Source organism: Bacillus sp. LBA3-1-1.1 (genome assembly GCF_040676495.1).
GTDB classification, from domain to species: Bacteria; Bacillota; Bacilli; order Bacillales; family Bacillaceae_G; genus Bacillus_A; species Bacillus_A nitratireducens.
The window spans coordinates 60,029-74,351 of the sequence record NZ_JBEGIB010000011.1 but is presented as its reverse complement, the minus strand read 5'-3'; the positions used below and the strand labels follow the sequence as shown (position 1 = coordinate 74,351).

Annotated in this window: 10 protein-coding genes; 8 read left to right on the top strand and 2 right to left on the bottom strand. The window is 34.9% G+C overall.

The features are described from left to right. Window positions 1–285 precede the first annotated feature (285 nt). The 5 genes from miaB (at window position 286) to mutL (ending at window position 7,725) form a co-directional block, all read left to right on the top strand. Entirely contained in the window at window positions 286–1,815 is a 1,530-nt protein-coding gene (gene miaB / locus MRBLBA3_RS10810) for a tRNA (N6-isopentenyl adenosine(37)-C2)-methylthiotransferase MiaB (protein WP_001005382.1), read from the top strand. A 3-nt stretch (window positions 1,816–1,818) separates the two neighbouring features. After that, window positions 1,819–2,250 (top strand): RicAFT regulatory complex protein RicA family protein, encoded by a 432-nt coding sequence (locus MRBLBA3_RS10805; RefSeq protein ID WP_000649390.1) that lies wholly within the window; start codon window positions 1,819–1,821, stop codon window positions 2,248–2,250. A 127-nt stretch (window positions 2,251–2,377) separates the two neighbouring features. Further along, window positions 2,378–2,920: an outer spore coat protein CotE gene (gene cotE / locus MRBLBA3_RS10800; protein WP_001288802.1), complete on the top strand. Its 543-nt coding sequence runs from the start codon at window positions 2,378–2,380 to the stop codon at window positions 2,918–2,920. Window positions 2,921–3,100: 180 nt separating this feature from the next. After that, the gene (mutS, locus tag MRBLBA3_RS10795; RefSeq protein ID WP_000195996.1) at window positions 3,101–5,773 is read left to right on the top strand and encodes a DNA mismatch repair protein MutS; all 2,673 of its coding nucleotides are present in this window, start codon (window positions 3,101–3,103) and stop codon (window positions 5,771–5,773) included. 8 nt (window positions 5,774–5,781) lie between these two features. Continuing rightward, window positions 5,782–7,725 (top strand): DNA mismatch repair endonuclease MutL, encoded by a 1,944-nt coding sequence (gene mutL / locus MRBLBA3_RS10790; protein WP_098883180.1) that lies wholly within the window; start codon window positions 5,782–5,784, stop codon window positions 7,723–7,725. Between the two features lie 320 nt (window positions 7,726–8,045). Here mutL and MRBLBA3_RS10785 read toward each other — a convergent pair whose 3' ends face one another. Further along, the gene (locus tag MRBLBA3_RS10785; RefSeq protein ID WP_232290536.1) at window positions 8,046–8,327 is read right to left on the bottom strand and encodes a GntR family transcriptional regulator; all 282 of its coding nucleotides are present in this window, start codon (window positions 8,325–8,327) and stop codon (window positions 8,046–8,048) included. A 453-nt stretch (window positions 8,328–8,780) separates the two neighbouring features. Between MRBLBA3_RS10785 and licT the strand changes: the two genes are divergently transcribed. From licT to MRBLBA3_RS10770, 3 genes are all read left to right on the top strand, one after another. Further along, on the top strand, window positions 8,781–9,623 hold the full coding sequence (gene licT, locus MRBLBA3_RS10780; RefSeq protein WP_000453252.1) for a BglG family transcription antiterminator LicT: 843 nt from the start codon (window positions 8,781–8,783) through the stop codon (window positions 9,621–9,623). Window positions 9,624–9,747: 124 nt separating this feature from the next. After that, a complete protein-coding gene (locus MRBLBA3_RS10775; RefSeq protein ID WP_001233914.1) occupies window positions 9,748–11,676 on the top strand; it encodes a beta-glucoside-specific PTS transporter subunit IIABC in 1,929 nt (642 codons plus the stop codon). An 83-nt stretch (window positions 11,677–11,759) separates the two neighbouring features. Further along, window positions 11,760–13,187, top strand: coding sequence for a 6-phospho-beta-glucosidase (locus tag MRBLBA3_RS10770; protein WP_000672303.1), 1,428 nt, complete (start codon window positions 11,760–11,762; stop codon window positions 13,185–13,187). Window positions 13,188–13,576: 389 nt separating this feature from the next. Here MRBLBA3_RS10770 and MRBLBA3_RS10765 read toward each other — a convergent pair whose 3' ends face one another. After that, window positions 13,577–13,762, bottom strand: coding sequence for a hypothetical protein (locus MRBLBA3_RS10765; protein WP_000461134.1), 186 nt, complete (start codon window positions 13,760–13,762; stop codon window positions 13,577–13,579). Window positions 13,763–14,323: the final 561 nt, after the last annotated feature.

Here is a 14,323-nt window from a genome sequence, read left to right as displayed (position 1 = left end):
AAGATCAGACAGAGCCTCTTTCTTGTTAAAATTGGCGCAACGCTTCATACTATGGTAATGTTTATAGGGATAAAGCAATATGCTTTTGGATAGGACAAAAAGAAGTATGAAAAGGGAATGTCTATTTGTGTGGGGAAGACTTCATTCTTATGAATGATTAGATTGATTACTCAAGTTTCAAAGGACAAGTTATCTCTCAAGCTATCTAACCATTTTTGAGGTGAGTCAAAGCGCATTAAAATGGACTATAGAGTGTGTATAGTTAAGGGTGAAAGGAGATTACCGATGAACGAGCAACAACGATTAGCAAGTCAACAAGCGAATTCCTCTACGAAAAAAGAAGAGAAAGATTATAGTAAATACTTTGAAAGTGTATACCAACCACCTTCCTTAAAAGACGCGAAAAAACGAGGGAAAGAAGAAGTTAAAATTGAACGGGATTTTGGCTTACCTGAAGAATTTCGAAATTTTGGTACAGGAAGAAAGTTCTATATTCGTACATATGGTTGTCAAATGAATGAGCATGATACGGAAGTAATGGCGGGTATTTTCACCGCACTTGGATATGAGCCAACCTTTTCAACTGAAGATGCAGATGTAGTTTTATTAAATACTTGTGCAATTCGTGAAAATGCTGAAAATAAAGTGTTCGGTGAACTAGGTCATTTAAAGTCATTAAAAAGAAGAAATCCGGACCTTTTAATTGGTGTATGTGGTTGTATGTCTCAAGAAGAATCTGTTGTAAATAAAATTATGCAAAAAAATCAGCATGTAGATATGGTGTTTGGAACGCATAATATTCATAGATTGCCGTATATTCTAAAAGATGCAATGTTCTCGAAGGAGACGGTAGTTGAAGTTTGGTCAAAAGAAGGGGATGTAATTGAAAACCTTCCGAAAGTACGCCGTGGTGATATTAAAGCTTGGGTAAATATTATGTATGGCTGTGATAAGTTCTGTACATATTGTATCGTGCCGTATACACGTGGAAAAGAGCGAAGCAGACGTCCGGAAGACATTATCCAAGAAATTCGTCATTTAGCTGCGAATGGTTATAAAGAAATTACATTACTTGGCCAGAACGTAAATGCATATGGTAAAGACTTTGAAGATTTTGAATACGGACTTGGCGATTTAATGGACGAACTCCGTAAAGTTGATATTGCCCGTATTCGTTTTACAACGAGCCATCCACGTGATTTCGATGATCACTTAATTGAAGTGCTTGGAAAAGCTGGAAACTTAGTAGAACATATTCACTTACCAGTTCAATCTGGAAGCACAGATATGTTAAAAATTATGGCGCGTAAATATTCACGTGAGCATTATTTAGAACTTGTAAGAAAAATTAAAGAAGCAATTCCAAATGCAGTATTCACAACTGATATTATCGTTGGTTTCCCAAATGAAACAGATGAGCAATTTGAAGAAACGATTTCGTTATATCGTGAAGTAGGATTTGATACTGCCTTTACCTTTATTTATTCTCCGCGCGAAGGTACACCAGCTGCAAAAATGAAAGATAATGTACCGATGGAAGTGAAAAAAGAACGTCTTCAACGCTTAAATACACTAGTAAATACGTTGGCAATTGAAAAGAATAATCGTTACAAAGGTCAAATTGTAGAAGTGTTAGTTGATGGGGAAAGTAAAAATAATCCAGAAGTACTCGCAGGTTATACTCGTACGAATAAACTTGTAAACTTCGTCGCTTCAAAATCTTTAATTGGTCAGCTTGTGAAAGTAAAAGTAACGGAAGCAAAAACTTGGTCTCTTAACGGGGAATTAGTTGAAGAGCCGATTGAGGTGGAATAATAGATGAAAGCATATTCGAAAGATGAAATTGTTGAACAAGCGAAAGAATTAGCAAAAATGATTTCTGAAACAGAAGAAGTCGACTTCTTTAAGCGAGCAGAAGCACAAATTCATAAAAATGAAAATGTAAAGCGCGCAATTGATGAAATTAAAGCACTGCAAAAGCAAGCAGTAAACTTGCAGCATTACGGGAAATGGGAAGCTTTGAAAAAAGTAGAAGCTGAAATTGATGCATTGCAAGATAAGTTGGATAGTATCCCAGTTGTGCAAGAATTTAAATCTTCACAAACATATGTAAATGACTTACTACAGCTAGTTGCAAGTACGATTTCTAACAACGTAACAGATGAAATATTAGTTTCAACTGGTGGCGATGTATTGAAGGGGGAAACTGGTGCAGCAGTAGAAAGTAAAAAAGGAAATTGTGGTTGTTAAAGAGATGTCTTATTGACATCTCTTTTTTTTATGGGTTATAACGTAAATTCTTCTCAAAAAAAAGAATGACACATTCCGCTATTGTCACGCATATGATTAAGTGAATAGTGATTGAGGAGGGTTACGAATGTCCGAATTTAGAGAGATTATTACAAAAGCAGTGGTTGGAAAAGGACGTAAGTATACAAAGTCAACGCATACATGTGAATCGAATAATGAGCCAACAAGTATTTTAGGGTGCTGGGTAATTAACCATTCGTACGAAGCGAGAAAGAATGGAAAACATGTGGAAATTGAAGGTTTCTATGATGTAAACACTTGGTATTCATTTGATGGAAACACAAAGACTGAAGTAGTAACAGAACGTGTTAACTACACTGACGAAGTAAGCATTGGGTATCGTGATAAAAACTTCTCTGGTGACGATTTAGAAATTATCGCTCGTGTAATTCAGCCGCCAAATTGTTTAGAAGCTCTTGTATCGCCAAATGGTAATAAGATTGTTGTGACGGTAGAACGTGAATTTGTAACAGAAGTAGTTGGGGAAACGAAAATTTGTGTAAGTGTAAATCCTGAAGGTTGCGTAGAATCAGACGAGGATTTCCAAGTCGATGATGATGAGTTTGAAGAATTAGATCCGAACTTTATCGTCGATGCAGAAGAAGAGTAATAGAAAGCTAGGGAGAAGTTCTTCCTAGCTTTTTACATTACATAAGTGGTGCTGAATGAACATGATTTCTTATGAAATGTGCTATAATGAGGAAAGACTCCTGAAATAGGAGATATGGGTGTCCGTGAAGTGTGACATATATGAATATAGATTATTATGTAAGAATTATGGAGGAAAGACATGACGCAATATACCCCTATGATACAGCAATACTTAAAGGTTAAGGCAGACTATCAAGATGCCTTTTTATTTTTCCGATTAGGTGATTTTTATGAAATGTTCTTTGAAGATGCGGTTAAAGCAGCTCATGAACTTGAAATTACATTAACGAGCCGAGATGGTGGTAGTAGTGATCGTATACCGATGTGCGGTGTACCGCATCATGCAGCTAAAAATTACATTGAACAACTTGTTGAAAAAGGATATAAAGTAGCTGTTTGTGAGCAAGTGGAAGATCCAAAAACAGCTAAAGGTGTAGTACGTCGTGAAGTAGTACAACTAATTACGCCAGGAACGATGATGGAAGGGCGTACAATAGACGAGAAAGAGAATAACTTCTTAGCAGCATTAACACATTTTGAAGATGGATCGTATGCTTTAGCTTGTAATGATTTAACGACTGGACAAAATACAGTAACGTTGTTAACAGGTTCAGTAGAAGATATTTTATTAGAAGTGTATGCAACTGGTTCAAAAGAAATTGTTGTAGATTCTACATTTTCAAAAGATGAATTAAATAAATTAACTGCAACATTAAAAATGACGATTTCGTATGAAGATGCAACAACCATTCCGGAAGGGTTAGAACATCTTGTGAAAAACGTTTCGCAAGCAAAGTTAATTAAAGCAGTTGGACGCTTATTTAACTATGTGATAAGAACGCAAAAACGTTCGTTAGACCATTTGCAACCAGTGGAAATTTATTATACGAATCAATTTATGAAAATTGATGTGCATTCAAAGCGAAATTTAGAGCTGACAGAAACACTTCGAACGAAAGAAAAAACAGGATCATTATTATGGCTATTAGATAAAACGAAAACAGCTATGGGTGGTCGTATGTTAAAACAGTGGATGGAACGTCCACTGATCCAAAAAGAAAAAGTGGAAGAGCGTTTAGAAATGGTTGAAACATTTGTAAATGATTACTTCTTACGTGAAGATTTAAAAGAAAAATTAAAAGAAGTATATGATTTAGAACGTTTAGCTGGGAAAGTTGCATTTGGTAATGTGAATGCACGGGACTTATTACAGTTAAGACGATCTTTACTTCAAGTACCGGCTATTTTAGAAGCGATTAGTCTGTTAGATAATGCTTATGCAGCAAGGTTAATTCAAGGTGCGGATCCATGTGAGAGCTTAACTGAATTGCTAGGAAGAAGTATTCAAGAAAACCCACCGCTTTCTATTAAAGATGGAGATATTATTAAAGACGGTTATAATGACAAGCTTGATCAATATCGTTACGTTAGTAAAAACGGGAAAACGTGGATCGCTGAGCTTGAAAAACGAGAGCGTGATATTACAGGAGTTAAATCGTTAAAAATCGGGTACAACCGTATTTTCGGCTACTACATTGAAGTGACGAAGGCGAATCTTGCAGCACTTCCAGAAGGCCGCTATGAGCGTAAACAAACGCTTGCTAATGCTGAACGTTTCATAACAGATGAATTAAAAGAAAAAGAAACATTAATCTTAGAAGCAGAAGAGAAAATTGTACAATTAGAATACGATTTATTTACAGCGCTTCGCGAAGAAGTCAAAGTATTCATTCCGAAATTACAGCATTTAGCGAAAGTAATTAGTGAACTAGACGTACTGCAAAGTTTTGCGACAGTTAGTGAAGAAGAACAGTTTGTAAAACCTGTTTTAACAACTAAGCGCGAAATCTTTATTAAAGATGGTCGTCATCCTGTCGTTGAAAAAGTATTGAACGGGAAATTGTATGTACCGAATGATTGTATTATGCCGGAGAAGATGGATGTCTTTTTAATTACAGGACCGAACATGTCTGGTAAAAGTACGTATATGAGACAATTAGCACTTGTAACTGTTATGTCACAGATTGGTTGTTTCGTACCAGCAACAGAAGCGGTATTACCTGTATTCGATCAAATCTTTACGAGAATTGGTGCAGCGGATGATTTAATTTCGGGTCAAAGTACATTTATGGTCGAAATGTTAGAAGCGAAAAATGCAATTGCAAATGCATCAGAAAGAAGTTTAATTTTATTCGATGAAATTGGACGCGGTACATCTACGTATGATGGTATGGCACTTGCACAAGCAATCATTGAACATATTCATGACCAAATTGGTGCGAAAACGTTATTCTCTACGCATTATCATGAATTGACGGTGCTAGAAGAAAGTTTAGGACAATTGAAGAATGTACACGTTTCAGCTATTGAAGAGAACGGAAAAGTAGTATTCCTTCATAAAATTCAAGATGGAGCAGCTGATAAAAGTTACGGAATTCACGTTGCGCAACTTGCGGAGCTTCCAGATAGCTTAATCGCTCGTGCGAAAGAAGTGTTAGCGCAACTAGAAGGACAAGAAGAAATTATTATTCCAAAGCGTACAGAAGTGAAAGTACAAGAAGTTGCTCCAGAACCAGCTGTTGTAAAAGAAGAACCAGCAGAAATACAAGAGACGAAAGTAGAGACTGAGGAAGAATCGCAATTATCATTCTTTGGTGGAGAACAGTCTTCAAAAAAACAAGACAAGTCAGTGCTAGATGCAAAAGAAACGGTAGTACTCGCGCAAATTAAAAAAATTGATTTACTTGATATGACACCTTTAGAGGCGATGAACGAACTGTATCGCTTGCAGAAAAAGTTAAAGAAAGGATGAGTAAGTAGATGGGGAAAATTCGCAAACTCGATGATCAACTCTCTAACTTAATTGCGGCAGGGGAAGTAGTAGAGCGCCCTGCCTCAGTCGTAAAAGAACTTGTGGAAAATTCTATCGATGCGAATAGTACATCTATTGAAATCCACTTAGAAGAAGCTGGTTTATCAAAAATTCGCATCATTGATAATGGGGATGGCATTGCTGAAGAAGATTGTATCGTCGCTTTTGAACGACATGCGACGAGCAAAATTAAAGATGAAAACGATCTGTTTCGCATCAGAACACTCGGTTTTCGCGGTGAGGCATTGCCGAGTATTGCCTCAGTTAGTGAATTAGAATTAATCACTAGCACAGGTGATGCGCCTGGTACACACCTTATGATTAAAGGTGGAGACATTATAAAACAAGAGAAAACAGCGAGCCGAAAAGGAACAGATATTACAGTACAAAACTTATTCTTTAATACACCAGCGCGCCTTAAATATATGAAAACGATTCATACAGAGCTTGGGAACATTACAGATATCGTGTATCGTATTGCAATGTCTCATCCAGAAGTATCGCTAAAACTGTTTCATAATGAAAAGAAATTGCTTCATACGTCAGGAAACGGTGATGTAAGACAAGTACTTGCATCGATTTACAGCATTCAAGTTGCGAAGAAGCTTATTCCAATTGAAGCCGAATCTTTAGACTTCACAATTAAAGGGTATGTAACATTACCAGAGGTAACGAGAGCGTCTCGTAATTATATGTCAACGATCGTAAATGGTCGTTACGTTCGAAATTTCGTATTAATGAAAGCAGTTCAGCAAGGATACCATACATTACTGCCAGTCGGACGATATCCAATCGGTTTCTTATCAATTGAAATGGACCCAATGCTTGTTGACGTTAACGTACATCCAGCGAAATTAGAAGTTCGTTTTAGTAAAGAACAAGAATTGCTAAAGCTTATCGAAGAAACATTGCAATCGGCATTCAAAAAAATACAGCTCATTCCAGATGCTGGCGTAACAACGAAGAAAAAAGAAAAAGATGAAAGTGTGCAAGAACAGTTCAAGTTTGAGCATACAAAAACGAGAGAATCATCTATGCCTAACATCGTTTTACCGACTGGTATGGATGAAAAACAAGAAGAAACAACGACTGTGAAACGACCAGCACAACTTTGGCAACCGCCGAAGCAAGAATGGCAACCACCACAGTCACTAGTAAGAGAAGAGCAAAGTTGGCAGCCATCCTCTAAGCCGGTAATAGAAGAAACGGTTCGAGAGGAAAAGGAATGGACTAGCAACGATGATGATTTTGAATTAGAGGAATTGGAAGAAGAAGTTCACGAAATAAAAGAGATTGAAATGAACGGTAATGATTTACCACCGCTTTATCCAATTGGACAAATGCACGGAACATATATTTTCGCTCAAAATGATAATGGGTTATATATGATTGATCAGCATGCAGCGCAGGAACGTATCAATTATGAATATTTCCGTGATAAAGTAGGAAGAGTAGCGCAAGAAGTACAAGAACTACTTGTACCGTACCGTATCGATTTATCTCTTACCGAATTTTTACGTGTCGAAGAGCAGCTGGAAGAACTAAAAAAAGTCGGACTATTTTTAGAGCAATTCGGCCATCAATCCTTTATCGTCCGCTCGCACCCAACGTGGTTCCCGAAAGGACAAGAAACAGAAATCATTGATGAAATGATGGAGCAAGTTGTTAAACTAAAAAAAGTTGATATTAAAAAACTACGAGAAGAAGCAGCAATCATGATGAGCTGTAAGGCTTCCATTAAAGCAAATCAATATTTAACGAACGATCAAATATTCGCTTTACTTGAAGAACTTCGTACAACAACAAACCCGTACACATGCCCGCACGGAAGACCGATTCTTGTGCATCATTCTACTTATGAATTGGAGAAGATGTTTAAGAGGGTTATGTAGGGTTAACCTCTTTAATGCGAAACATTAAAAGACACCTTTATTTTAAGGTGTCTTTTTGAGTTTCACATAAAGATTAATACCATATTCTATTTTATCTTTATTTACTTGAGAGATACTTATCCGGATTACTTTGTGTTTGTTTCCTTCTAAATACATTCTAGATGCATTATCTACATAAATATGTTTTTCTTTTAACGAATGAATCAACTTGTCAATGTTTATATGTGAAGGTAAGAAAATAGTAAGATACAAACCACCTTTTGGCTTAGTAAATTTTATATAGCTTGGTAAATAAGATGAAGAAGCATTTAATAAGATAGTCATTTTATTAATGTACAATTTTTTCCATTATCAATATGATAATGGAACATTCCACTTTTTATATATATTTCTAAGGCGCTTTGTGATAGTGTCGATGTATTGAAATCAGCAATCAATTTATATTGTACAAATTGATCAACCATCGCTTCAGGGAGTATAACTGTTGCGATGCGTAATCCTGGTACAAATACTTTTGAAAAACTTTTAACATAAATAACTCTTCCGTTAGGTTCATATGCAAATAATGGATCTGCCTTGGAATCCATATCAAATTCTGCCAAATAATCATCTTCTACAATGTAAACATCATATTTTTCGGCAAGAGTGACGATTTTTTCTTGTCTTCATTTGTATAACAAGTATCAAAGGTTTTAAATCATTATAGGAAGAAAATACAACACTTCAAACAACAACATCAAAATTTCAGGGTTAAAATAAGGGGTTATTTAGTTTTTTAGAAACTTAGGCGTACAGATTAAGACGATTTGTCGGTAGTATTCCTTTTGTAGATTTGTGCCATTAACGGCGTTGACGAAATTTTAAATTTAGGATATTATGTACGTATATCAATGGAATTGGGTAGTAATTGTTTTAATACAAGCTAAGCCTATTCATTAGTGTGCAGAGAAGTTTTTAGGTACTTCTATGCATTTTAATGGATGGGCTTTTTTATGTTATATCGGAATAATATATGATAAATCCATACTAAAATATCCTTGATTGGAGTGAAATATATGGAAGTTAAAAGGAATCTAAATAACAATGTCGTTATTACGGAGGATAAAAATGGAAAAGAGATAATTGTTATGGGAAAAGGAATAGGCTATCAAAAATCAAAAGGTGATGTGATTGATGAAAGTAAGGTAAACAAAATTTTTCGCATAGCCAATCAAGATATATCTAATAAATTACAAGAACTGCTAAATAACATACCCATTGAGCATATGAAACTCTCAGATGAAATTATTGGATATGCTCAAAGAAAATTAGGTAAAAAACTCAATGAAGGTATTTATATTTCATTGAGTGATCACATGCATAATGCAATCCAAAGGATTAAAGAAGGAATTCAGATTAAAAATGCACTGCTATGGGAAATAAAACGATTTTATAAAGATGAATTTAATATTGGAATGAAAGCACTGGATATTATTGAAAGAGAGACGCACATTCGTTTACCTGATGATGAGGCAGGTTTTATTGCTTTTCATATTGTAAACGCTCAGTTGCATAAAGAACAGCCAATCGTACATGAGATCACACAGTTGATTCAAGAAGTGCTGACAATTGTAAGGGTTCATTTTGGTATTGAGATTATAGAAGAATCGGTTTCCTTTTATCGTTTTATTAGCCATTTAAAGTTTTTTGCTTCCCGGCTAATTACGAATAGCACATACAGTGATGAATCTGATGAAGAGTTATTTGAGATTATTAAAAATAAGTATGTGAAAGAGTTTGAATGTGTTTCAAAGATTCAACTATTTATCCAAAAGAAATACGGACATTATTTAACTTCAAATGAAATGATTTATTTGACTATTCATGTAGCAAAGGTAGTTCGGGAGTCGAGTAGATAGGTAAAAGAACATGAAAGGTGGTGATGACTGTAAACATGCAATACATAGCTGGATGGTAACATTAAGTTGGCCAGACCTTCACTATTTCTGTTAATAAATACAAGAAAAAATGGAGGATTGAAAAATGAGGAAATACAACGAATTAGCAAAAGAAATTATTGAAAATATAGGTGGAAAAGAAAATATAAATAGCTTAACACATTGTGTGACTCGACTACGTTTTAAATTGAAGGACGAGTCCATCGCAAATGATGATACCCTAAAAAATATGGAGGGTATTGTCACGGTCATGAAAAGTGGTGGTCAATATCAAGTTGTTATCGGAAACCATGTACCACAAGTATATGATGATATTAGTGCATTGATCGACGTAGATCAACTGAATGCAACTCAACAAGGTGAGCAAAAGCCTGAAAAATTACTTCATAAGGCAATTGACATCATATCAGGTATATTCCAGCCAATATTAGGTATTATGGCTGCGTGTGGTATGTTGAAAGGACTAAATGCACTGTTTGTTGCTATAGGATTATATAGCTCAACTTCGGGTGGTTCAATGGTCATTAATGCAATCGGTGATGCTTTATTTACTTTTCTACCATTGTTTTTAGGTTATACTTCAGCTAAAAAGTTTGGTTTAAAACCCATGTTAGGCTTAGTTGTAGGGGCTATTATGTGTTATCCAAGCATACAAGCTAGTGCTGTTTCTTCAAGTACTACTGCAATGTATACATTATTTCAAGGTTCTATGTTTAAATCGCCGATCTACATTGACTTCTTTGGCATACCTTTAATTTCAATAAATTATACAGGTACAGTTATTCCTGTTATTTTAGCTGTATATTTTGCAGCAAAATGCGAAAGTGTGTGTAATAAGTTTGTACCAGATTTACTTAAATTCTTCTTTGTTCCAATGCTTACATTACTAATTGCATTACCAGTTGCATTTATTGTAATTGGACCACTTGCAACATTTGGCTCAACGGCTGTTTCTGAATTTGTATTTGCAGTTAGAGATTTCAGCCCCTTGTTTGCTGGCATCATAGTTGGAGCTACGTGGCAAATACTAGTTATCTTTGGTATACACTGGGGATTCATACCTGTATATCTAAATAACATTATGACTATGGGATACGATAATGTGATGATGCCTTTCTTTGCTTGTACTTTCGCAACTGCGGGAGTTGTCCTAGCGATATTATTTAAAACAAAAGACAAGAAAATGAAGGAAATGTCTTTACCAAATTTCTTATCCAGTATATTCGGAGTAACAGAACCGGCTATTTATGGAATTCTATTACCCTTAAAGAAACCATTTATTATTAGTTGTATTGCTGGTGGAATTGGTGGGGGATTCTATGGATTCTTTAATTTAAGAAAATTTATGGCTGGTGGAATGGGTATTTTTGAATTACCTGCAATGATTGAACCGGATGGAGCAATGGGGAATTTAATTGTTGCGGTTATCGGTATTGTAATTTCGATGGTAGTTGCATTTATATTGACGATGATTGTCTATAAAGATAAAGAGACTGTTTACGCAGGGGTGAATGAGCCTCAAATTGAAGTTAGCCAAGATGAAAAGAAAAGTAGATTAGAGAAAGAAATAATTGAAAGCCCGATAAAAGGTGAAGTATTGCAATTAAAAGATATAGAAGATGCGGCTTTTTCATCAGGTGTATTAGGTAATGGAGTTGCCATCGTACCTACAGAAGGGGTAGTTGAGGCCCCTGTTAATGGGGAAGTAACAGCATTATTCCCTAGTTTACATGCGATTGGAATTATATCGGATAATGGAGTCCAGATTCTGATTCATGTTGGTTTAAACACAGTCCAATTAGAAGGTAAAGGATTTAAAACTTATGTACAACAAGGTGATAAGGTAAGGAAAGGTCAACGATTGTTAGATTTCAATATTGAAGAAATAGAACAAGCTGGTTACAGTGTTGTTACTCCAATAGTTATTACGAATTCCGCAGATTATTTAGAGGTCGCGGAGAGTAAAGAAGGTAACGTGGATAGAGGAGCGAGTTTAATTACGGTTATATTTTGATGCCAAAGACGGCCAAATCTAGGCGGAAAAGTTTTCTATACACGGTTATTAAGAATAATACTTCGATATTGGAGGAATGAGTGATGAAGTTTAGTGATGATTTTTTATGGGGTGGGGCTACCGCAGCCAATCAATGTGAAGGGGGATATAACGAAAATGGGAGAGGACTTTCGAATGTCGATGTATGCCCAACAGGAGAAGCTCGATCTTTAGTAATTACAGGAAAGCTGAAAATGTTTGATTTTGATGAAAATTACTATTATCCAGCTAAAAAAGGCATTGATATGTACCATCATTTCAAGGAAGATATTCAGCTATTTGCTGAAATGGGCTTTAAAGTTTATCGAATGAGTGTTGCTTGGACTAGAATCTTTCCATTAGGTGATGAAGAAAAACCTAATGAAGCGGGGCTTCAATTTTATGAAGATTTATTTAAAGAATGCCGTAAATATAATATAGAGCCACTCGTAACCATTACTCACTTTGATTGTCCGATGCACCTAATTAAAAAATACGGTGGCTGGAGAAACCGTAAAATGATTGATTTCTATATACAACTATGCCAGGTTATTTTTAAAAGATATAAGGGTTTAGTTAAATACTGGTTAACGTTTAACGAGATAAATATGATTTTACACGCTCCATTCATGGGGGCAGGAATTTATTTTGAAGAAGGTGAGAATAAGGAGAAGATAAAATATCAAGCTGCACACCATGAACTTATTGCAAGTGCAAAGGCCACTAAAATGGCTCGTGAAATAGATGGAAATAATGTAGTCGGCTGTATGTTTGCAGCAGGGAGTGTATATCCTTATAGTTGTAATCCAAATGATGTTTGGGAAGCAACAAAATTAGATCGGGAAAGTTATTTCTTTGTTGATGTACAAGCAAGAGGAAAATATCCAAACTATGCACTAAAGGAAATGGAACGTAATGGGACGCTGCCAATAATGGAGAATGGGGATGAAGAGCTCCTCGCAAAATATACAGTAGATTTTATTTCCCTTTCTTATTATAACAGTCGATGCGTAAGAACAGATAGCGACGGGGGAGATAATGCAGAAGGGAATTTATTTGCATCCACCAAAAATCCTTATTTGGAGTACAGCCAATGGGGATGGCCCATTGATCCATTGGGATTCAGAATTACTCTAAACCATGTCTACGATCGTTATGAGAAGCCATTATTTATTGTAGAAAATGGATTAGGGGCAAAGGATGAAGTGGACAAAAATGGTTATGTGGAAGATAATTATAGAATTGATTATTTAAGAGAACACATCCAAGCGATGAAGGATGCGATTCAGGTTGATGGGGTAGATATTTTAGGGTATACAACATGGGCACCTATAGATTTAGTGAGTGCAGGATCTGGTGAGATGGACAAGCGGTATGGATTTATTTATGTTGATCAGGACAATAAAGGAAATGGAACATTAAAAAGAAGTAAAAAGAAGAGCTATTATTGGTATAAAAAAGTTATTTCCACGAATGGGGAAGATTTAGATTAAATAGTGTAGATGGCGTAGTCACAGGGGTGTAGCTATGATGGAGGGAGTTCTTCATCACGGTACAGATATTGTAGGTAAATATAAAAACGTAGAAATAATTAATTTCTACGTTTTTATTTGTTCATATGTAAAGTTAAGTGTTCAATGAGATTCGGAGGAAGTAATTTTGTTGTTTATTAAAATTTGAGTGCATGATATTTAATAATGCAAGTAATGCATTTCTAGACTAAGGAAACTTTAATTTATCTATGTATAAAAAAGCGCTGTATATCAGCACTTTTTAAAAGGTACGTGGATTTTAAAATAAAGGTTGTACATTATTAAAAGCGTAACTATGCACGGCTAAACATAGATTCTTACTTTGTTAATTGTTATAAAGATCTATGCAATTATTTATCTTTCTTATTATTAATTTTTTCAGTATATAAAACTTGCTCTTTATAATGCTTTTTAATTGGAAAGTTATGTGTACCTGTGCCGTTTTTGTATTGTTTATAAACTGGGTTTTTTATGGGAACTGTTGTAGTTTCGGTAAATTCATATGGGTAATTTATTTTAGATTTATCTTCAAACATGAAAATGCCTCCTTTTAGGATTTCCTGAATTCTTTACTATAACATGATATGCATATAGATTTTTTTTGGACTAGTTATTTATATAGGTTAATGGAATTTAATTACGTAACTACTGAAATATTTCCAAGGAAAACAATTGGAGAAAGATATTGTAATGATAGCCGTTCACTATTATTGTTGTTTAAGTTATCGTGGTGTGTTCGAAATTCTGAGGGGACGTAGCATATTGGTCTATCTAATAACCATTATGTGATGAGTTCTTTTATTTATCAGTGAAACAAACAATGTATATATATTCGTTATATATTGTTTTTATAATGTAATATATATATAGTTTTCCTGATAATATAATGTGGAATATTATAGTATTATTAGGTTATTAGGAACATTTAATGTTGTTTCACAACTGAAAGGGAATTGAAAAAAAACTGAAACTTTTCTCATAAAAATTCAATCTTACTTGAAAAATGAAAGGAAAATGAAATTTTCCAAAAGGAATTCTTTGTTAAGATAAAAAGCATACATACAAAAAAGTATTGACATATCTCAAAAAATGTATTT

Bases quoted from the DNA above. Each gene is read 5' to 3' on its own strand.
- miaB (WP_001005382.1), top strand. From the start codon at position 286: ATGAACGAGCAACAACGATTAGCAAGTCAACAAGCGAATTCCTCTACG.
- MRBLBA3_RS10805 (WP_000649390.1), top strand. From the start codon at position 1,819: ATGAAAGCATATTCGAAAGATGAAATTGTTGAACAAGCGAAAGAATTA.
- cotE (WP_001288802.1), top strand. From the start codon at position 2,378: ATGTCCGAATTTAGAGAGATTATTACAAAAGCAGTGGTTGGAAAAGGA.
- mutS (WP_000195996.1), top strand. From the start codon at position 3,101: ATGACGCAATATACCCCTATGATACAGCAATACTTAAAGGTTAAGGCA.
- mutL (WP_098883180.1), top strand. From the start codon at position 5,782: ATGGGGAAAATTCGCAAACTCGATGATCAACTCTCTAACTTAATTGCG.
- licT (WP_000453252.1), top strand. From the start codon at position 8,781: ATGGAAGTTAAAAGGAATCTAAATAACAATGTCGTTATTACGGAGGAT.
- MRBLBA3_RS10775 (WP_001233914.1), top strand. From the start codon at position 9,748: ATGAGGAAATACAACGAATTAGCAAAAGAAATTATTGAAAATATAGGT.
- MRBLBA3_RS10770 (WP_000672303.1), top strand. From the start codon at position 11,760: ATGAAGTTTAGTGATGATTTTTTATGGGGTGGGGCTACCGCAGCCAAT.
- MRBLBA3_RS10765 (WP_000461134.1), bottom strand. From the start codon at position 13,762: ATGTTTGAAGATAAATCTAAAATAAATTACCCATATGAATTTACCGAA.